The organism is Pedobacter sp. (assembly GCF_046462515.1).
Classification (GTDB): Bacteria; Bacteroidota; Bacteroidia; order Sphingobacteriales; family Sphingobacteriaceae; genus Pedobacter.
Genome location: NZ_JBKGVD010000004.1, coordinates 21674 through 41569, shown reverse-complemented (window position 1 = coordinate 41569; position 19896 = coordinate 21674). Strand labels below are relative to the sequence as shown.

Sequence of the window (19896 nt, the reverse complement as noted above, 5' to 3'; positions counted from 1 at the left end):
TAATTAATTATGAGTGTAGTTTTTGTTTGTTATTTTTTCGTACTCTTTGATTAAAGCGAGTCCTTTCTCGTTACAAATACCGTGCAAAAAATGTTTGGTTATTTCTATGATAACATTTGCAAGGTTATATCTGTTTTTAGTATATCTCTCATGCGGTCCAAAAATTATATCTATCTGATCTAGGCGTAATTGTGCAATAATATCAATATTTAATCCTTCTCTGTAAAGCCCTTCATGAATACCCCTTTGTAAATTGCTATATACAGATTCGCTAATATGATGCTGCTTAAACTCTTTAAAGATCAGCCATGCCTTGGTATGATATTTCTGTAAATCATAAAATAATTTCTGGTTCATGGTAGAAAGCATACTATCTACATTCTGTAAAGTAAAAAGAACCTCTTCAACAGCATTAGCAGAATTATTGATCTGATGCTGTATCTCACATTTATGATTTGCAATCTTTTCTGTGATCAAGGTATTAACCAATTCATCTTTATCTTTAAAATGCTGATAAATTGTTTTTTTTGAAATTCCTAAGTGTTTAGCAATATCATCCATGGTAACACTTTTAAAACCAAACTGGCAAAACAATCCATCCGCTTCTTTAATAATATGTGCTTTAATATCCAAACTTATCTCCTAAATAAACCGGGCGCAAAACTAAGGAAACTTTTTTTAATTCCAGAGTTTCCTTGTTTGAAATTTTGTCATCTTAGTGTTTATATTTTTTATTCTTTTTGCAAAGGGAATTAAAATAATGATACTCTTTTAACTACTATCGGCGAAATGCCGGAAATAACAGGTAAACGACATTAAAAAATGTTGTAAAAAGCAGAAAGGTTTAAAATTAGTAGGGCTGTATTTTATACTTTTGTATTTTCACTTTATTATGCTAATAAAACAAGATATATCATTGAAGCCTTACAATACCTTTGGTATTGATGTTAAAGCCAGATACTTTGCCGAAATTAAAAATGAACAGGATCTGGAAGAACTGTTCATGAGCAGGGAAGCAAAAGAAGAAAAGCTTTTAATTTTAGGCGGAGGGAGCAATATGCTGTTTACGCAAGACTTTAATGGACTTGTGGTTAAAATGGCTATAGGGGGTATATCTTATATACTTAATGGTAATGCAATTGAGCTTACCGCCGGAGCCGGAGTGGTATGGAATGATCTGGTAATGTTTTGTGTAACGAACAATTTTGCAGGTCTGGAAAACCTTACTTTAATTCCGGGCACAGTAGGAGCATCGCCTATACAAAATATAGGGGCTTATGGTGTAGAGCTTAAAGATGTTTTTAAGCAATGTAGGGTTTTTGAAATAGCAACTGGCCAGTTTCTGACTTTTACCTACGAAGACTGCAAATTTGGGTATCGAGATAGTGTGTTTAAAAATGAATATAAGAATAAATATATTGTTACGGCTGTAACGTTTAATTTAAGTACCGAAGCTCATTTAAAAACCCATTATGGTGCTATTAATGCAGAATTAGAAGCACAGGAAATTACAAAACCTACCATAGCAGATGTTTCAAAAGCTGTGGCTAAAATTAGGGTAAGTAAATTGCCTGACCCTACAACCATAGGCAATGCAGGTAGTTTTTTTAAAAACCCTGTGATTTCCAAAACACAATTTAATCAACTTATGGTTAATTTTCCGGATGTGGTGCATTTTGATATGCCTGATAATCAGGTTAAAATTGCAGCAGGATGGCTGATTGAACAGTGTGGATTTAAGGGTATAAGAGATGGCCATACAGGAACATGGAAAAACCAGGCTTTAGTTTTGGTAAACCACGGAAATGCTACAGGACAGGAAGTGTATAATTTTTCGGAAAAAATCATCACAGAAGTGTACACTAAATTTGGCGTATGTTTAGAACGTGAAGTAAATGTGTTTTAAATACTTAGCTAAAGCGCAGCAAGCAATAATTTCACTTGGTTTTTAACTTTTGGTATCATAGTTGTTAGGTTTTAGATAACTAATACAGTACACTATTTACTTAGTATTCTGTCTTTTTCTAATTCTAAACCCTACACTATGACACAAGTACAGTTTAACAACCAGTTGAATGAATATTCAGGCTCTCTGCAGTCATTTGCCTTGAATTTTACAAAAGATATTGAAGACGCTAATGATTTAGTGCAAGACACTCTGCTAAAAGCGGTAACCTATTATAATAAATTTAAAGAAGGTACCAATTTGAAAGGATGGCTTTTTACTATAATGCGTAATACGTTTATTAACAATTACAGACGCACGATTAAAACCAACGCCATTATTACACAAAGCGATGATATATCATCTGCTAATCTTTATTACAGCGCCGCAAAAAATACAGCAGAAAGGAAATTTGTTTTAGGGGATATTCATAAAGCCTTGGCTACCTTACAACCAGAGTATCAAGTGCCGTTTGTGAAATATTTTGAAGGTTTTAAATATCATGAAATCGCTGATGAACTAAATATTCCTATAGGAACAGTTAAAACCCGTATCCATGTAGCAAGAGGCATTTTAAAAAAATACCTGAAAACCTATGCTACAGAAATGCAACAGTAATATTTTTAACTCTTAATATTATAAAGCGTTTAAACAGATTAGAGCTATTTTCACTGTTTGAGCGCTTTCTTTATTTTTAATCATAGCAATCAGCATTAAAGTTTTATTTTTGGGCTGATAATATTGCTATTCATGAAGTTTTATTTCCTCTTTATTGGTCTGGCTGCTTTAATATTTCCAGTTTTATTTTTGGCCGATAAAAAAATTACCTTAAAAAAATTGTTGAAACCCATTATATGGGCATCTGCAACTGCATTTGTACCTTATAGCTTACTTACGGTATTTTTTGCTTCAGCAGGTATCTGGGTTTACGAAGATCAGTACCTGCTTAAGATATTTGTCTCGCATGTTCCTGTAGAGCATTACCTGTTAAATTTTGCTTTATGTTTTAGTGGTGCTATGGTTTACAGCTATGTTAATCAAAAATTTAGCAACAATAACTTACAAAAATACAGTCTGGCACTTAGTAATTTATTGTTGGGCGTATGTGTGGCTTTTATTTTTTTTGGTCATAAGTTCTCTTTTACCTTAATTGCATTCAGTTTAATGCTGCTTATTTTGTTTCTGGTTGAATATGTGGGCAAGTTGAGGTTTATGTATAGATTTTACAGAAGCTTTTTACTGATGTTGGTGCCCGTTATTATAGTGTTTGGTTTATTAAAGGCATTGCACATTGTAATATACCCTTATACCGATGCGCTTAAAGTCGCTACATTTGGCGGGGTAACGGAAAATGCTGTGCTGTTTTTTGCTATATTCTTACTCTGTATCTATACTTATGAGGCTGTAAAGCAAAAAAAGAATTGAATGGATAATTTGCCACATTATACAAAACAGCAATTGGCCTTAAGAAACGGACAGGATAAACCTCAGATATGGATTGCTTATAAGGGAAAGATATATGATGTTACTGAAAGTCGATTGTGGAGAAATGGTAAACATTATGAGCATTGGGCAGGGCAGGATCTTACTGAAGAACTGGCTGATGCGCCGCATACAGAGGCAGTATTTGAAAAGTTTGAGAATGTTGGGACTTTAGTGTAAGAATTGAGAGCTGAAAGGGAAGAACTTTGAATGATTATGGATTTTCATTAAAAAGATGCCTTAAGTACATGTCTGGTTGTCCGAGAAAACTTTTGGTTAATATATAACTCTCGGTTTCTGCATAACTCACTTTTTTAATGCCACTATCTTCAAAATTGAAAATGGTTGCATTAGGATAGCAAAGTAAGATGGGGGAGTGTGTAGCAATAATAAATTGTGCTTTTCCACTATTTTCTAAACGGTTTATGATACTCATAAAGCTTAGAATTCGAGATGGAGATAATGCGGCTTCAGGTTCATCGAGAATATAAATGCCTGCTTGAAATTGATGTTTAAATAGTGCTAAAAAAGACTCGCCATGTGATTGATGGTGTAGCGACTTACCCCCATAGGCTTGGTAAAATTTTTCTGGGTTTATCTCTTCTTTGGCAATTTCATCTATATAATCAGCAAAATTGAAAAAACTTTCTGCTCGCATAAAAAAGCCATTGTTTATTTTACGGGGAGTCCAAGAGAAATGTAGCGCATGGGTTAACGGGCTTTCGTAATCTTGAAAATTAATGCCAGCATCTAAATTGTGATTTCTGTTGCCGCCCCTCAGATTGAAACCTATTTTTTGAGCAATAGCTTCTAATAAAGTTGATTTACCGGAGCCATTTTCTCCAACGAAAAAAGTAACATTGTTTGTTAAATATAGCTGGATTCCACCTTGAAAGGCAGGTAGATTGAAAGGATAGGATGAGTGTGGGGGTACAGAACAATTGATATTACTTAAAAAAGGCATGTTTAAAAATAGCAATACCTTTTGTATGGAGAAAGGGAAAAGGTAGTTTTTGTGGGGTACTTTCAAAAATAGCCCCAGTTGTAGCGGTACCATAGGCATAGCGTAAAACGGGACTATCTTCTTATAGATGCAGTATAACTGCGTTTCAAAATTTAATCCTGAATAATCTCAAAGCTGCTTAATGCAACAAATTGTTGTATTCTGTTGTTGATTTCTTCTTGAGTAAGTTCTTTTAAACGTTCTGTTCCAAATTTTTCTACGCAGAAAGATGCTAAAGCAGACCCATAGATCAATGCATTTTTCATATTGTTGAAATTGATGGTTCCTACTTTAGCTAAGTAACCAATAAATCCACCAGCAAAAGTGTCGCCTGCTCCAGTAGGATCAAATACATCTGCTAAAGGTAAAGCTGGTGCAGAGAAGATTTTATCTTCATGGAAAAGAAGCGCACCATGTTCTCCTTTTTTAATGATAAGGTACTTAGGCCCCATGGTTAAAATTTTGTTTGCTGCTTTAACCAAAGAATACTCTCCTGATAATTGACGGGCCTCAGAATCATTAATGGTTAATACGTCGATCATTTTCAAGGTATCTAGTAAATCACCCATCATAATATCCATCCAGAAATTCATGGTGTCTAATACGATTAGCTTCGGACGGTTTTTTAACCTTTTAATTACGGTCTGCTGAATTTGGGGCGTAAGATTGCCCAACATCAAATACTCACAATCCTGGTAGCTATCAGGAATAACTGGATCAAAATTTTCCAATACATTTAATTCGGTAATTAAAGTATCGCGGCTGTTCATGTCATTATGATATTTTCCGCTCCAGAAGAAAGATTTTTCTCCTTCTTTTATTTGGAGGCCTTCGGTATCAATACCTCTGTTGTTTAAAGTCTGGATGTCTTCTTTTTTGAAATCATCGCCCACAACAGCAACAATTTTTGTTTTATCATATAGGTACGAAGCGGCTAAACTGGCAAATGTTGCTGCTCCCCCTACTATTTTATCGGTTTTGCCAAAAGGCGTTTCAATGGCATCAAAAGCTACTGTACCTATGATTATCAGGCTCATACGTTAAGTTTTATAAATTTTAATTTTTTTTTCGCTACAAATATTGCATAAATAATTTAAAAGCCCTAATATTGCATTCCCAAAACGAACAAGGGTGTTCAAACAATAAAGAACATTTGAGTGCGTTTTAGCAAAACCGGTACTCCCGAATAGCTCAGCCGGTTAGAGCATCTGACTGTTAATCAGAGGGTCGCTGGTTCGAGCCCAGCTTCGGGAGCTTAAAGCCTTACAAACTATGTGAGGCTTTTTATTTGAAAGATTGATAAACCAGATATTTTCCATTAGGAAGAAATTCCCGAATAGCTCAGCTGGTTAGAGCATCTGACTGTTAATCAGAGGGTCGCTGGTTCGAGCCCAGCTTCGGGAGCAAAAAGCCTCACAAACTATGTGAGGCTTTTTTTATATTCTGTGTATTTGATTCTGGAGGTTTTGGCCATCGAATGAAAAACTTGATACATTCTGAATTTAATATTGTTCAGGTATACTATAAAAAATAGTAATCAATCTAAAATGGTTGTTTTAGTCGTTTTTCTTAGATTTTTATTTTTGGCTCATTAATAGTTGAATCTTTTTATTATGAAGTGCCATTTGATGTTGAATGGCCTGTTCATAATCAGAATCAATGTCATTACGTTTACTGACTAGAATTAACAGTTCCAAAAACAAAAAAAGTAAGAACCAAATACAATAAACAGCTGTTGCTATAATTGAATTAGATAAAATTTCAATTAATAAGGTTAGTTCATCTAAAAAACCTACTTTTTCACCAACTTCTTTTTCTAAAACTGATTGAAGCGTAAGTAAGGTAGCATCCTTTTTTGCTTTCTCTTTTCTTAAAGATTCTATTTGGGCATCTAAAGGTTGTAATTGAGCAATTTTAGGATTTGAAATAGAACGTTTATTAATTGTTTTAGTATTGGCAAATGTGAGCCGATTCGATTTAGTTTTTACCGAGTCATTAGAATTTGATACTATTGGTGTTTTACTAACAGATGTTTCAACAAAGCTTATTAGAGGTTTATCATTGATTTCTTTAAGTAAAATTTCTCGTTGATTCTCCTTTAAATTAATTATTGAATCTATCTCTTTGAGTTGTGAACTAAGTTGGGCAGATCTTAAGGGTAAAAGTTTATTTACTTTTCTTTGGTTGCTTTCCATCTTTGCTTTTTCAACATCGTCTTTAAAAATAATCTGATCTACAACGAGGGACCCAATTATAGCCATTAGTAAAGCAATTCCAGCTCTCATCCATGCTGTCCACTTGTTAGATTTATCAACCATTAAAATTTGTCGTTCGATTTGTATGACAACTAAACAGGCAACCAGCGCACCTAAAATGCTTTCATAAGGATCTAACTTTATGTATCGACTACAAAAAGAATATCCAACAAATGCCCAAATAATACTGATAATAATTAAGGCCGCTGTATATTTCTTAACTTTTCTTATTGCAACCTCGCTGCAACTTGAGAGTAGGAAGAAATCATGTCCAGTTAAAAAGCAACCGAACTTAATCCACCATCTTTGAAATCTTCTCATATTTAAAATCGTTTAAGAATTGAATGATGGGAAATAGCAGAAAGTCCATTTTTAAATCCACGGGTATAACTAATAATTATACCTTCGCTATCACCTTTTTGGTTGATGGCATCACGCTCTATATCAAGAACTTTATCCATGTGATTTTGTGCTATTGATTTTTTCATTTTTAATTCATCTACAATGTCAACCATGCCATTACGTGAACGTGTTTCTATGTGAAAATCAATTTCTCTTATAAAATCCTCATAGAAGGTTTTTACTCTTCTGATAACTCGCTCTAACTGATTTCTCAAAGCTGTTATATTTTGTTCAAGATGACTGATGTCAGGGTTCATCAAAGCGTCTTCATAACCTTTTGCTTCATGATTTTTATCCAAAAAATCGAACAATTGCTCTATGTTATTTTCAATTTTTTGTTTACGAGCCACTTCAGTTTCATTTAAAGGCTCTTCTTTTTCAATAAAGGTTGCTTCAGGTATATCCATTGTAGGTTCGAGCCTAGGAGCTGCAGCTCCGTCAAAAATTGGCCCTGTTTGGATACTGTCTGAATTACTGTTGTTTTTAAAAAATTTCCACATACTTTTAGATATATATAATTGGTACTTTAAATTTAGAATGCCCTCTGCGATGACAATTTTCACATAGGGTAATCAATAATTTATCTGGATAATCCCAAGGTGATTTGAATTTTTGCATGGATCGGTAATAATGATATTGTCTATGGTGAACCTGTAGTTCGTTAATAGACTGACATACAACGCAGCGATGATGATCTTTAGCGAGAATTTGTGATCTTCTAACTTGCCAACGTTTGTCAAATAGAAGTCCCCCATAGCTGCCGTGCTTGAGGTCTTTTTCTACCTCCATTGATGGCTTTTGCTTTGTCGCCTTTTCTGCACTTTTATAACGGTAATACATTAAGTCTTGCTTTTTACCAAAACTAAAGCGTATGTATAAGCGTTTTATACGGAAAACCGTATCCTTGAAAAAGTTAAAAAGGAGGTGTTTTACTAACTTAATCAGTAATTAGATTCAATAGGAAAGGAAATTCTATAGTAGAGTTATTAAATGATCCCCATATCCTTACAAAAGGCTATCAGCTGTTCATTTTTTTTAAAATTAAGCACTGTTTTGATGTGATTTAAACGCTTTTCCATAGTGCTCATGCCACTTGGCGTGATGTTCATTTCTTCAAGCTTTTTTGGGATTTCTTTAAGCAGCGCACCTTCAGCCAGTAGAGATAAAATAGTAAGATCGTAAGAAGTGAATTTATGACTATTGCTTGGCCTGATTTTTTCGTTAATTGTTGGAGATATATAGCTTTGTCCTTTAGCAACGGCTTTAACAGCTTGTTCTAATTCATAGGCATCAAGACGCCCTTTATGTACAAAGCCATTGATTTTTAAATCTTTAAAGTAAGATTGTATTAGAGCAGGACGGTCTTCTACTGAAAAAATAATGACTTTGAGTTGTGGGCAAACTTTTCTGGCCTCTTGAATAAGATCTAAACCACTTTTTAATTTTTGCATGCGATGATCTTCAACAAAAGAAATATCCGTAATCAATAATTCATAAGGCTCATTGGTTTCCAGTTCTTTTTTGATTCTTGTTAAGCCATCATCACAGTAATAGACATAGTGGCAAACAGGTATCTGTAAATCTAGAACCGTCTTGGCAACAGCTCTGCTGTTCATCTGATGGTCTTCTGCAACGAGTACTTTTTCAAACATAATCTAAATTAGCTTAATGGGATGAGAACCTTAACCTTAAGTCCGCCACTCTCATGATTTTCAAAAGTAAATACTCCTTTTAAACTTGTGATACGGGTTTCCGTATTGCGTAAACCTATACCCTCGATAGGGGTTATATGAATACCTATTCCATTATCCCGGTAATTTATTTCCAGGTGTTTACTTTGTAATACAAAACGTAATACCACATGGCTGGCTTGACTATGTTTATTCATGTTAACCAATAATTCCTGTAAGACTAGAAAGATTTCATCTTTAACAGACTCGCTTATTTTATTGATACTTTCGTCTAATCCAACCGTAACAATTTTCCTGTTGGTATTTGAAAATGAAGAAATCAATCCGGTTAACCGCTCAAGAAAATCACCGGGTTGAGCTATCACAGAATGAGAGATATTTCGTGATTTAAGGTAAAGGTCTTCCATTTGACCAACCAAGCGATCTTTGTTGATCTCGTCCCCGTATTCAACGTTTGACATCATTCGGTACAAGCCATTAGCTACCACATCATGAATTTCTTTAGATATTTTTAATTTATTTTCCCGTATAGATTTTTCAGCCTGTTCTGTCAATCGCTGCTTGCGTTTTCGGTAGAAAATAATGCCACCAATTACAGTGACTATGGTAGCTAAAATAGTTATCCATAAAGCCGTAGTTCTACGCGCTATTTCATATTTTTTTTGAGCGTTTTCTTTCTCTAATCTAATTTTTTCAGATTTATGCTTTTCAGTTTCGTACTGAATAAGGGCAAATTGATTTTTAGCGGTATTGCGTGCATTAGATAAACTATCTCTTAATTGTCGGTAGCGTTTAAAATAGCCTAATCTTTTTGATGCATCTAATTCTGTTAGTTTATCTAAAGCTTCCAGTTCATTATCTGGATTTTTTAATATTAAAGCTAATTTGTACATTAACCTACTATAGTATAGAGCAGAGTCTGGTTTTGTTTTAAGGTAATAGTCTGATAAATGAGAATAACTGGAATTTTGTCCCCATAAATCACCAATATGTTTACGAATAGCCAAAGCCGCTAAATAATTAGGAATCGGATTAAAACTGGGTTGTTGCAACCATTGGGTTTTTGTGAGATTAGTGAGCACCCTAGCTTTGGTTTCATCATTTGGATTTCTTACCAAGATTTCTTGATAAAGTTTAATGGCAAGAGCATAGTTTCCTTCTTCTCGGTATGAATTGGCAATGTTGTTTTTTGTTATATGTAGGCTTGAGCTATCTTTTATAAAAGAAGCCGCTTGTGAATAAAAATTAATAGCTTCTTTATACTTCTTTAAATCATAGGTAACCATTCCTAAATTATTTAGATTAGAAGCAATGTAATCATGATGTTTCGGGTTTTTTTTATTCAAAAACTTTAATGCTTCTATATTAAATTCCTGAGCACTGAAACTATCTCCAGCTTCATTAGCAATATAAGCCATATTAGTTAATGTGCTAGCCACCATAAAACTGTCTTTCTTTTTAAGATAAACATCTTTGACCTCATTAAAAACCTTAAATGCACTGTCTTCTTTTTTTGAATCTAATAAGAGGTATGCTTTTTCAGTTAATGGATTGGGTTTAGATAGAATGGGCTTTGTTTTGTGTGGAGTATTTGTTGGTGTGCAGGTTAGTGACAATAAACCAACTAAGAATAAAAAGTATATTAAGATGCGTTTCAATGTTTTTTGTTTTTGTCTAAAATAAGAAAAAACAATACATTATATAGATTAAGCAATTATATAAAAACCGGGTGCAACTTAATGAGTACACCCGGCTGGTAATGAATAATTATGGTCTTGGTGGTGGGAGATGGCCATTATCTCCATTGTGGCCACCTCCATCGCCATCCGTTCCGCCATCTTCTGGTGGGGGAGGAGGCGTATCGTTAGTGGTAGCTACTGAACTAGAACCATGATGGTTTCTGCAAGAATTTTGTAAAGGGGATGCCAATCCCAATAAAATGGCAATTATTAATGGTAACATAATTTTAGAAATAATTTTTGCTTAATGGCAGGGCATACCGAACCCTATCGGTAGCTTGCTGCAGTTTTAAGCGGCGCCGCTTTGTTGGGAAGGTTTTTGAGCAGCTTGAGCGGAAAGACTTGTTTGCTTCCCAGGTCAACCAAATTTTTCTGCCTGTTACTGCTCGGGTGATTTCTTTGGATCGGGTAATACATATACCTCACTTCAGATTTCGAAAACAAAATTGTGATGTGTTAAGCGCTTGATTGGTAAGTGGTTCCGATGTTGCTGATATTTCCGATAGGAATCCGGAAAACCGTAATAAAATCTTTATATTCAGGAGTATTTTCGTTCAAAACCCTATTTCATGTTTTCAACTTATAAGCAAGTTATATTGCAAACTTATCTCAGGAAGAAAGCTGCAGGACCATTGTCATTTCGTTTGCTGGAACCTACTCCTGCGAGTATAAAAGAAGAATTAATTCAATATCTGAATGAAAGATTTGACCTGAGGGATAAACAAACACTGGAGCTTTTCTTTGGTCACCAGGAAAATGCAGCGGCTTATGCAAAAGCTGTAAAGAGAATTGAGATCGATAAGTTTAGGCCAGTGATTAAATTCTTAAAAGGGCAAACAGATAACCCTGATGATAAACAAGTACACCTCGCTGCTTTATTGATAGATTTTAAAGAAAGACCTTATGAATTTGGGAAAGAGTATAGTATGGGAGAAGAAAAGGATCCGGTAACAGAAGATAAAGAAGTTCCAGTAGCTGAGCCTATAAAAAGTAATCAGGAAACAGAAAATGGAGAGAATATTGAATCTAAGGAAGTAGATACAGAGACAAAGGAAACGGCCGGGAAGAACCCAGTTAAGGAAGCTGAAGAAATGGGAGAGAATGAGGATGTTGAGGTCAAAAGGTCGTTTTTTTCAAAGACCATTAACAAAAAGAAATCTGTATTTACTTTGCTTCTTGTGTTGCTTTTTGGTTCCTTAGGATTTGTTGTTAATCGTTTAACCGATGGCAATATTACAGGTAAACAATGTATGTACTGGAAAGGAGATCATTATGAAGCAATAGAGTGTGACATTAAGTTAGCGGCTGATATTGACAAAATTGCATTGGATACATTTTTATTGAAGAATTTTAAAAAGATTACAAGAATAGATACAATAACAGAAAGATCAATAGGAAAGATTTGGTATCTGAAACACCAAAAAACTTTTGATTTTTTTACTGCCAAAGGCGTTCACCCTATTCACAAAAGAAAATTAAGTCGTTTATCCCAATACATATATGATCAGGAGCTAAGATCTAAAGATCAATAAATTCATAGCACCATAAACTACTACACATTTCTCTTTTCGTCTATCCTTAACTTTTTTAATAAAAAAGTACTAATTCATTAATCTTTACGTCTTGTTAATTGTCTATAGTTCAGTATAAACAATACATTATGACAACCTATAACCGAACCCCTTCTCTTGTGCTCTCTTTATTTGCACTGATTATCGCCTTTTGTTCCTTTGTAAGAGCAGAATCAAATGCAGATAATAAATTAAATATGCCTTACAAAGCAGCTGGTTTAACCAAAGAAGAAGCTGCGGCACATTTGCTTAGTCGCTTTACTTATGGGGCTAAAGTTGGAGAAGTGGAAGAGGTAGTTAAAAAAGGTCTGGATAAATGGCTAAAGGAGCAATTAGAAGGAGATGCCAAAGATGAAGAACTGAATGGAATGCTAAGCTCATACGATGCCATCAATCTCACCAACAAAGAAGCAGAAAATGCTTTTCCGCAACCGGCAAGGATCAATAGGATGGCCATAAATGAAGGTTATGTAAATAAAGATTCAGTAAATAACGGTAATAATAAATATCAGAGAGAAGCTGTGGCCGCCTTTATGAAAGATAAAGGTTACCGGCCGCAAGGTGAATTATTCCGTCAGTTGATTAATCAGAAAATTTTAAGAGCGGCTTATACTAAAAACCAGTTTCGTGAGATCATGACCGATTTCTGGTTCAATCATTTTAATGTGGCATTGAACAAAAATCAATGCGCCATTTTTGTGCCTGCTTATGAGCGAGATGTGATACGTCCGAACGTATTTGGCGATTTTGATCAGTTATTGTTGAAGACAGCAAAATCTCCCGCCATGTTGATGTATCTAGATAACTTTTCAAGTTCGGGTATAAATGTACCGCTACCAGGTACAGAGAATGTGGGTGCGATAAGTGTTGAGCAGCGACAAAAAATAAAAGAGAATATTCAAAAACGATTTTTACAGGCACGTCAACAACGAAAAGGTAACGGAGGGCTAAACGAAAATTATGCCCGTGAAGTTATGGAGCTGCATACTTTAGGTGTTGATGGTGGATATACCCAAAATGACGTAACAGAAGCGGCCAGAATTTTAACAGGCTGGACCGTTGCGCCTATGGGCAACGAAGGATATGGAGCCGCAACACAAAAAATCATAGACCGTATTGGTGAAAATAATTTGCGCAACAAGGGTTTTGTAATTGATGGTGATTTTTTCTTTGCCATGAACAGGCATGATAACGGAGAAAAAACAGTTTTGGGAAGGAAATTTGAAGCGGGCGGCGGATATGAAGAAGGCGAAGCACTTTTAGAAATGCTGGCCCATCATAAATCAACAGCTAACTTTATCTCTAAAAAAATTGCAACGAGATTTGTAAATGATAATCCACCCCAAAGTCTTGTAGATAAAATGGCCAAGACATTTTTAGCTAAAAATGGTAACATCAAAGATGTGATTATTGCCATGGTAAACTCTCCAGAATTCTGGTCTAAGGAAGCCTTAAGAGAAAAAACAAAATCGCCGTTTGAGCTGGCTATAAGTACAGTACGTAGCTTGAATGCGGATATTTCTCAACCTTATCAGCTTTACACCTGGATTAATAGAATGGGACAACAAATGTATTATTACCAAGCTCCTACTGGTTTTCCTGATAGAGGGCAATATTGGATCAATACCGGATCTTTGTTAAACCGGATGAATTTTGGTTTGGCTTTTGCCTCACAAAAAATACCGGGGATCAACATTAACTTACTGGCTTTAAACGATAATCATGAGCCTGAAAGCGCAGTTTCTGCTTTAGAAACCTACAGCAAACTTATTATGCCCGAAAGAGATTTAGACAAGACTATAGATCGTTTAAAGCCGATGCTAAATGATCCGGAGCTGCAACAAAAAGTGGCTGATGCCGCTGCAAAAAATAATCAGAATAATACTGACAGTATGCAGAATACAGCTGATACAGAGAAGATGAAACCCGGAAAAGGTAAAAAAGCGATGGAAAATCCGGTAGTAAGGCAACAGGTAGGAAACAGTACTATGTTAGCACAGGTTGTAGGGGTAATTATTGGCTCTCCAGAATTTCAACGTAAATAATTTAAAATTATGGTTACCAGAAGAGGATTTATAAAAGCCGGAGGCTTAGCACTATTTGGCATAAGTTTGGGCGGTATTCCCGGATTTTTAGCAGAAGCCGTTGCGGCTACAACCCGTCCTTTGTTATTTAAAAAGAAAAAAATATTGGTATGTATTTTTCAAAGAGGTGCAATGGATGGTTTAATGGCAGTTACACCTTTCAATGATCAGTATTTGCAGGCTGCTCGCCCTACATTGTTTATGTCTGCTGCGAGCAATTCAAAAGGAAAATCGCTGATTGATCTGGACGGAAGATATGGATTGCACCCTTCGATGAGTGCTTTTGAACAGGTATTTAAAGATAAAAGACTGGCTATAGTTCATGGCATAGGGTCGCCAAATAATACACGTTCACATTTTGATGCGCAGGATTTTATGGAATCTGGCACGCCTTTTAAGAAAGGAACCACATCTGGATGGTTAAACAGGGCAGTAGGTTTATTGGGACATGAAGCCGTTACACCTTTTCAGGCAGTGAGTTTAACTTCTTCTTTACCTCGCTCTTTTTACGGTGATAACGCTGCGGTAGCGATCAGAAATCTTTCCGAATTTAACATCCAGTTAAGAGGTAATCCTAAAGGAGCAAATCTGGCATCAAAAAGCTTTGAAGACTTATATGACCAGACTTCATCAGGTTTGTTAAAAACTACCGGAAAAGAAAGTTTTGAGGCAATTAACATGTTGAATAAAACCAATGTAGCTGCATATAAACCCGAGAATAATGTGGTATATCCTACCTCAACCTTAGGAAATTCACTAAAGCAGATAGCACAATTAATTAAAATGGATGTGGGGATGGAAGTTGCGTTTGCAGAATCTGGAGGTTGGGATACCCATTTTAACCAAGGCACAGATACCGGTATTTTTGCCAGAAATGTAAATGATCTGAGTAATAGTATTATGGCTTTTTGGAACGATCTTGAAAAATACCAGGATCAGGTTACCGTAATGACCATGACTGAGTTTGGCCGTACGGTAGCTCAGAATGGTACAGGGGGAACGGATCATGGACGAGCATCATGTAACTTTATTTTAGGCAATGATGTAAAAGGTGGTATGGTACATGGTACCGTAAATCCGCTGGCTAAAGAAAACCTTGAAGATGGAAGAGATTTAGCTGTTACTACAGATTTTAGGAGTGTTTTTAGTGAAGTTGCCGACCTGCACCTGGGAATTAATAATGATAAAGTTCTTTTCCCTGATTTTGCTGGTAATCATATAGGCATGATGAAAATTTAAAAACCTGGTTTTATAAACTAATGCAATGGGTTTACGGTTATTTTTATGGATAACGGTAATCCATCATTGCATTTTATATTTTTATTGCATTATTGTTTGACGGGTAACGTATTTTAGCCTTCCAGTTTTTATACCATGAAGAAAATCTTTTTAAGAAGTTTAGTTCTGTTATCCATATTATTTTCGTTTGAGATATGTGGTGCTCAGGAGCTCATCCAACAGGTAGAACCCAATAGAAAAAACACGGTTGATCAGTATGCAAAACCGTATGTAGTATATATATCGGTTGATGGTTTGCGGTGGGATTTAGTAGATAGGTTTAATGCCTCACATCTGAAAGAATTAAGAGGTACCGGGGTACAGGCCGAGTACATGAAACCTTCATTTCCAACTTTGACTTTTCCAAATCATTATACTTTGGTTACAGGTATGTATCCATCACATCATGGTTTAGTAAATAACAGTTTTTTTGACCCGCAAAAAAAACAAGTTTATAACAAGAGATATAAAAATGCTGTTCAAGACAGTACTTGGTATAATGGAATTCCGATATGGTCTCTGGCCGAAAAAAACCATATGCTTTCGGCGAGTTTCTATTGGACAGGTTCTGAAAGTGCCATAGCTGGTTACAGACCAACTTACTGGTATATGTATAATGAAAAAATAGCTATGGATGACAGGTTGAAAGCTCTTGCAGAATGGTTGGCTTTGCCTGAAGATAAAAGGCCCCATCTCATTACCTGGTATTTTCCTCAGGTAGATTATGCTGGTCATCATTTTGGGCCTGAATCTAAAGAGAGTGGAGAAGCTGTAAGGCTGATTGACGAAACTATTGGTAAAATGGCAGAGATAGGTAAGCAATCTGGCCTGCCTGTAAATTTTATACTGGTTTCAGATCATGGAATGACTACAGTAAACACACAAAATGCAATTCCTTTTCCAGCTGCCATTGATACGGCTAAATTTATTATTCCCTTAGATGATGGGGTACTTTTGCATGTATATGCAAAAGATAAAAAAGATATACAACCTACCTATGAGAAATTAAAAGAAGAAGCAAAGAATTTTGATGTGTATTTGGCCGATAATACACCTGAGAAATGGCATTTTTCTAATAAACAAGATAAATTAGGGCGCATTGGCGATATTATTTTAGTGCCTCATTATCCTCAGGTATTTGATATAGGTAAGAAAATAACCATTGGTAAACATGGCTATGATAATGATATGCCTCAAATGAGGGCTACTTTTTATGCCTGGGGACCGGCTTTTAAAAAAGGTATAAAAATACCTCCTTTTGAAAACGTGAACGTTTATCCTTTAATTGCTAAAATACTAGGATTGCCTTATCAACATCAAATAGATGGTAATATCCGGGTGCTTAAAGATATATTGAAGTAATAAATCAGAATTACGTTTCGTAAAATTTTCGTGCGTAAACAGATTCAGACTTTCATTTTGATAAATTTAACTTCATTAACTTAAATGACTAAGACTGAACAATGAAGAAGATTTTCAAAATTATGATCTTTGCAATGGCTGCAAATGTGGCTGTTGTAAATGCGCAACAAGGAGCCAGACCTCAACAGTCAAGACCTGCAAATACCGCTTCACCTGCATCTACAGAGCAAAAAGAAGAAGCTGCACCCCGAACTAACCAAAATGTAAACTCGAGGACTATAGTGCCTGAAAGTTCTGTTGTTACACAACATACGGTAACAATAAAAGGTAAGTCTATCCCTTATAAGGCAACAGCTGGTACCTTGCCGGTGTGGAATGAAGAAGGCAAACCTATTGCAGGGCTTTTTTATACTTATTATGAAAGAACTGATGTTCAGAATAAGGATAGTCGCCCTTTGATCATTTCTTTTAATGGAGGTCCGGGATCTGCTTCTGTATGGATGCATATTGCTTATACAGGGCCGGTAGTATTAAATATTGATGATGAAGGTTATCCGGTACAACCTTACGGATATAAAGATAATCCAAATTCTATCTTAGATATTGCGGATATTGTATATATAGATCCGGTAAATACAGGTTATTCAAGAACAGTAAGCAAAGATATTCCAACCAATCAATTTTTTGGTGTAAGACAAGATGTTAAATATCTGGCCGAGTGGATCAATACATTTGTAACCCGTACCAATAGATGGGCTTCTCCAAAATATCTGATAGGAGAGAGTTATGGAACAACAAGAGTATCTGGATTAGCTTTAGAATTACAGAGCAATCACTGGATGTACCTTAATGGTGTAATTCTGGTATCACCTACAGAATTGGGTATAGAACGAGGTGTAACTACAGATGCGGCCCTCCGTTTACCTTATTTTGCCGCAACAGCATGGTATCATAAAGCTTTAGCTGCCGATCTGCAAAGCAAAAAATTAACAGATATGCTACCCGAGGTAGAAAAATTTACAATCGATGAGTTATTACCGGCCATTGCAAAGGGTGGTTTTTTATCGGCTTCTGATAAACAGAAAATAGCAGCTAAAATGGCAAGATATTCTGGCCTGAGCGAAAAAGTTATCTTACAAAATAACCTGGATGTTTCTACAAATCTATTCTGGAAAGAATTGCTAAGAGATAAAGGCTATACGGTGGGCAGGTTAGATTCAAGATATAGAGGTATTGATAAATCTGATGGCGGCGAGAGACCGGATTATAATGCTGAACTTACTTCGTGGTTGCACTCATTTACACCGGCTATTAATATGTATCTGCGTAATGCACTTAATTACAAAACCGATTTAAAATACAATATGTTTGGCCCGGTATATCCATGGGACAATACAGGTAACAGAACTGGTGAGAATTTACGTGCAGCTATGGCTCAAAACCCTTATTTACATTTAATGGTACAATCGGGATATTATGATGGTGCCTGCGATTATTTTAATGCCAAATACAACATGTGGCAAATGGATTTGAATGGTAAATTAAAAGATCGCATGAGCTGGAAAGGTTATGAAAGCGGACACATGATGTATCTGCGTAAACCTGATTTAGCTGCAGCCAATGATCATATCCGTGAGTTTATAAAGGATTCTTTGCCAGCGCCTAACCAATCAGCAAAGTTCTAATTTAAGCTTAAGTACTGATTTAAATATATAAGCGATTGGCCTGAATTAGTTCAGACTGTTTAAGAATAAATTTATTGCAACATCTTTGCTGATAAATGCTTACTTTTACAGCCCCAATATGGAACAGATAAAAACATCTTTTGATTTTGAAAAGCCTTTAACTGATTTAATTCAGCAAATAGATAAGGTAAAGCAGATTGCAGAAAAAACCAAAGTTGATATGTCGGCAACTATAGATGAACTGAATAAAAAGGTAGCAGACACAAGCCAATCGCTATATAACAATTTAACGGGGTGGCAGAAAGTTCAAATGTCACGTCATCCAGAACGCCCGCAAACTTTAGATTATATCAAAATGATTTGCGATGACTTTATTGAGTTACACGGCGACAGAACTGTTAAAGACGATAAAGCTATTGTAGGTGGTTTTGCTACTATTGCCGGACAAACGGTAATGATCATTGGTCACCAGAAAGGAAAAAATACCAAAGAGCGGCAGTTTCATAATTTTGGCATGGCCAATCCTGAAGGTTACCGTAAAGCTTTGCGGTTAATGCATTTGGCTGAAAAGTTTAATAAACCGGTTATTACTTTCATTGATACCATGGGCGCTTACCCGGGTTTGGAGGCAGAAGAAAGAGGACAGGGAGAAGCTATTGCCCGTAACCTGTTAGAAATGTCGGTTTTAAAAGTACCAATTCTTTGCTTCATTGTGGGAGAAGGTGCATCTGGAGGAGCTTTAGGCATTGGTATCGGTGATAAAGTATATATGCTTGAGCATACATGGTATTCGGTAATTTCTCCTGAATCATGTTCTTCTATTTTATGGCGGAGTTGGGATTTTAAAGAACGAGCAGCTGAGTGTCTTAAATTAACCTCAGAGGATATGTTTAAAAACGGACTAATTGACGGAATAGTAAAAGAACCATTGGGAGGTGCGCACCAAGATCCTGAATGGATGGCAGCCAACCTTAAACAACATATTGTTTCTGATCTTAAAGAGCTGAAATCTATGTCAGTAGAAAAATTGGTTTCTAAACGTATAGATAAGTTCTGTGCAATGGGCGTAGTTAACGAAGGTTAAATTCTAAAATATATACAGACTGCCTCAAATACTTGGTTTGAGGCAGTTTTTTATGCCCCTTTTTTCTGGTTTAATACTACTCATCTTCTCTTCTGTAGAGTTTGTCTTAGCACTTCTGCTTTGAGTTATTTTTCGGCATGCGCAATTTGGCCTATCATCTTTAATAAGCAGTCTTGAACTTTTGGTACAAAAGGACTAAACCCTTGCTGGCTAAAACATAGCGAGACTGGTGTTGGTAATATATAGCATTATCTAAAGCTTACTTTAATTTAGAATAATGATATTATATAGACCTTGAAAATAAATTTGCTTAGC

18 protein-coding genes and 2 tRNA genes are annotated in these 19896 nt (G+C 35.6%); 12 read left to right on the top strand and 8 right to left on the bottom strand.

The window, feature by feature from the left end; translation table 11 throughout:
* Positions 1-3 precede the first annotated feature (3 nt).
* Positions 4-633: a TetR/AcrR family transcriptional regulator gene (locus ACLHG9_RS03725; protein WP_410220180.1), complete on the bottom strand. Its 630-nt coding sequence runs from the start codon at positions 631-633 to the stop codon at positions 4-6.
* Positions 634-889: 256 nt separating this feature from the next.
* Here ACLHG9_RS03725 and murB point away from each other — a divergent pair, with 256 nt between their 5' ends.
* The 4 genes from murB (at position 890) to ACLHG9_RS03705 (ending at position 3607) form a co-directional block, all read left to right on the top strand.
* The gene (gene murB, locus ACLHG9_RS03720) at positions 890-1906 is read left to right on the top strand and encodes a UDP-N-acetylmuramate dehydrogenase (RefSeq protein ID WP_410220399.1); all 1017 of its coding nucleotides are present in this window, start codon (positions 890-892) and stop codon (positions 1904-1906) included.
* A 138-nt stretch (positions 1907-2044) separates the two neighbouring features.
* Positions 2045-2563 carry an RNA polymerase sigma factor gene (locus tag ACLHG9_RS03715; protein ID WP_410220179.1) on the top strand — a complete coding sequence of 173 codons (519 nt, stop codon included), beginning with the start codon at positions 2045-2047 and terminating at the stop codon, positions 2561-2563.
* Between the two features lie 132 nt (positions 2564-2695).
* On the top strand, positions 2696-3370 hold the full coding sequence (locus tag ACLHG9_RS03710; RefSeq protein ID WP_410220178.1) for a lycopene cyclase domain-containing protein: 675 nt from the start codon (positions 2696-2698) through the stop codon (positions 3368-3370).
* Positions 3371-3607, top strand: a complete 237-nt coding sequence (locus ACLHG9_RS03705; RefSeq protein WP_410220177.1) for a cytochrome b5 domain-containing protein — start codon at positions 3371-3373, stop codon at positions 3605-3607. It begins immediately after the preceding gene.
* A gap of 34 nt (positions 3608-3641) precedes the next feature.
* On the opposite strand, the gene ACLHG9_RS03700 is transcribed toward ACLHG9_RS03705, so the two are convergent.
* Both ACLHG9_RS03700 and ACLHG9_RS03695 read right to left on the bottom strand, forming a co-directional pair.
* A complete protein-coding gene (locus ACLHG9_RS03700; protein ID WP_410220176.1) occupies positions 3642-4391 on the bottom strand; it encodes an AAA family ATPase in 750 nt (249 codons plus the stop codon).
* Between the two features lie 152 nt (positions 4392-4543).
* On the bottom strand, positions 4544-5467 hold the full coding sequence (locus tag ACLHG9_RS03695) for a PfkB family carbohydrate kinase (RefSeq protein ID WP_410220175.1): 924 nt from the start codon (positions 5465-5467) through the stop codon (positions 4544-4546).
* 143 nt (positions 5468-5610) lie between these two features.
* On the opposite strand from ACLHG9_RS03695, the gene ACLHG9_RS03690 reads away from it, so the two are divergent.
* Both ACLHG9_RS03690 and ACLHG9_RS03685 read left to right on the top strand, forming a co-directional pair.
* Positions 5611-5684: transfer RNA gene (locus ACLHG9_RS03690), tRNA-Asn, on the top strand.
* Between the two features lie 76 nt (positions 5685-5760).
* A tRNA-Asn gene (locus tag ACLHG9_RS03685) sits at positions 5761-5834 on the top strand.
* A gap of 173 nt (positions 5835-6007) precedes the next feature.
* Here the strand turns inward: ACLHG9_RS03685 and ACLHG9_RS03680 are convergent.
* From ACLHG9_RS03680 to ACLHG9_RS03660, 5 genes are all read right to left on the bottom strand, one after another.
* Positions 6008-7006, bottom strand: a complete 999-nt coding sequence (locus ACLHG9_RS03680; protein ID WP_410220174.1) for a DUF4407 domain-containing protein — start codon at positions 7004-7006, stop codon at positions 6008-6010.
* 2 nt (positions 7007-7008) lie between these two features.
* Entirely contained in the window at positions 7009-7587 is a 579-nt protein-coding gene (locus ACLHG9_RS03675; RefSeq protein ID WP_410220173.1) for a hypothetical protein, read from the bottom strand.
* A 486-nt stretch (positions 7588-8073) separates the two neighbouring features.
* The gene (locus ACLHG9_RS03670) at positions 8074-8739 is read right to left on the bottom strand and encodes a response regulator (protein ID WP_410220172.1); all 666 of its coding nucleotides are present in this window, start codon (positions 8737-8739) and stop codon (positions 8074-8076) included.
* Between the two features lie 8 nt (positions 8740-8747).
* The gene (locus tag ACLHG9_RS03665; protein ID WP_410220171.1) at positions 8748-10436 is read right to left on the bottom strand and encodes a tetratricopeptide repeat protein; all 1689 of its coding nucleotides are present in this window, start codon (positions 10434-10436) and stop codon (positions 8748-8750) included.
* A gap of 109 nt (positions 10437-10545) precedes the next feature.
* Complete coding sequence (locus ACLHG9_RS03660; protein WP_410220170.1) at positions 10546-10740, bottom strand: hypothetical protein; 195 nt, start codon at positions 10738-10740, stop codon at positions 10546-10548.
* 346 nt (positions 10741-11086) lie between these two features.
* Between ACLHG9_RS03660 and ACLHG9_RS03655 the strand changes: the two genes are divergently transcribed.
* From ACLHG9_RS03655 to ACLHG9_RS03630, 6 genes are all read left to right on the top strand, one after another.
* Positions 11087-12049: a hypothetical protein gene (locus ACLHG9_RS03655; RefSeq protein WP_410220169.1), complete on the top strand. Its 963-nt coding sequence runs from the start codon at positions 11087-11089 to the stop codon at positions 12047-12049.
* Between the two features lie 128 nt (positions 12050-12177).
* Positions 12178-14133, top strand: a complete 1956-nt coding sequence (locus ACLHG9_RS03650) for a DUF1800 domain-containing protein (RefSeq protein WP_410220168.1) — start codon at positions 12178-12180, stop codon at positions 14131-14133.
* Positions 14134-14142: 9 nt separating this feature from the next.
* Complete coding sequence (locus tag ACLHG9_RS03645; protein WP_410220167.1) at positions 14143-15411, top strand: DUF1501 domain-containing protein; 1269 nt, start codon at positions 14143-14145, stop codon at positions 15409-15411.
* Between the two features lie 135 nt (positions 15412-15546).
* The gene (locus tag ACLHG9_RS03640; protein ID WP_410220166.1) at positions 15547-16812 is read left to right on the top strand and encodes an ectonucleotide pyrophosphatase/phosphodiesterase; all 1266 of its coding nucleotides are present in this window, start codon (positions 15547-15549) and stop codon (positions 16810-16812) included.
* A gap of 101 nt (positions 16813-16913) precedes the next feature.
* On the top strand, positions 16914-18497 hold the full coding sequence (locus tag ACLHG9_RS03635) for a S10 family peptidase (RefSeq protein ID WP_410220165.1): 1584 nt from the start codon (positions 16914-16916) through the stop codon (positions 18495-18497).
* A 118-nt stretch (positions 18498-18615) separates the two neighbouring features.
* Positions 18616-19581, top strand: coding sequence for an acetyl-CoA carboxylase carboxyltransferase subunit alpha (locus ACLHG9_RS03630; RefSeq protein WP_410220164.1), 966 nt, complete (start codon positions 18616-18618; stop codon positions 19579-19581).
* Positions 19582-19896 lie beyond the last annotated feature (315 nt).